The sequence below is a fragment of the Burkholderia sp. ABCPW 14 genome (assembly GCF_001523835.1).
Classification (GTDB): domain Bacteria; phylum Pseudomonadota; class Gammaproteobacteria; order Burkholderiales; family Burkholderiaceae; genus Burkholderia; species Burkholderia mayonis.
The window spans coordinates 1-1,075 of record NZ_LOVS01000164.1 but is presented as its reverse complement, the minus strand read 5'-3'; the positions used below and the strand labels follow the sequence as shown (position 1 = coordinate 1,075).

Below are 1,075 nucleotides of genomic sequence, written 5' to 3'. Positions count from 1 at the left end.
GTTGTCACCGGGCCTGGTGGGTGGCTGGTGATCGCTGATAGGGGTTTGGCCGGGATATCCCGACGCCGTCCGTAACGTGGATGCCGAGACTTGCCACCGTTGTTGCAAACCAACCCGTTCACTCTGCACAAACTGCGATGCAAGACACACAACAACGTGATGCCGTCGATGTCTTCGTCGGCGTCGATGTCGGTAAAGGCCAGCATCACGCCGTTGCACTCGATCGGAACGGCAAGCGCCTGTACAACAAGGCGCTGCCCAACGACGAGGCAAAGCTGCGCGCCCTCATCGCCGAACTCAAGACGCACGGCCGACTTCTATTCGTCGTCGACCAACCGTCCACCATCGGAGCGCTTCCAGTGGCCGTCGCCCGCGCTGAAGGCATACTCGTCGCCTATCTGCCGGGACTGGCCATGCGCCGCATCGCCGATCTGCATGCAGGTGAAGCCAAGACAGATGCCCGAGATGCCGCGATCATTGCCGAAGCTGCTCGCTCGATGCCGCACACGCTGCGCTCGCTTCGATTGGCCGACGAGCAACTCGCCGAGCTCACCATGCTGTGCGGCTTCGACGATGATCTCGCCGCTCAGGTCACTCAAACCAGCAACCGCATTCGCGGCCTGCTCACCCAGATCCACCCGGCGCTTGAGCGTGTTCTCGGCCCACGCCTTGACCATCCAGCGGTGCTCGATCTACTCGAGCGCTATCCGTCGCCCGCCGCGCTTGCCAGCACCAGCGAGAAGACGCTCGCCAATCGCCTGACCAAGCTTGCCCCTCGCATGGGCAAAGGCTTGGCGGCCGAGATCGTTCAGGCACTGAGCGAACAGGCCGTGACCGTACCCGGCACGCAAGCCGCCACCATCGTCATGCCCCGTTTAGCCCAGCAACTCGCCGCCTTGCGCACGCAGCGTGACGAAATCGCCGCCGAAGTTGAGCGGCTGGTGCTTGCTCACCCTCTTTGGCCGGTCCTGACCAGCATGCCGGGAGTCGGCGTCAGGACCGCCGCCAGACTCCTGACCGAAGTCGCCCATAAAGCCTTCGCTTCGGCTGCTCATCTGGCGGCCTACGCTGGCCT

At 63.6% G+C, this 1,075-nt stretch carries 1 protein-coding gene; it reads left to right on the top strand.

Going from position 1 to position 1,075, the window contains the following annotated elements; genetic code table 11:
• Positions 1 to 137 precede the first annotated feature (137 nt).
• Positions 138 to 1,075: IS110-like element ISBma3 family transposase (locus WS62_RS26140; RefSeq protein ID WP_066577109.1), on the top strand; the 938-nt coding region annotated here is incomplete at its 3' end.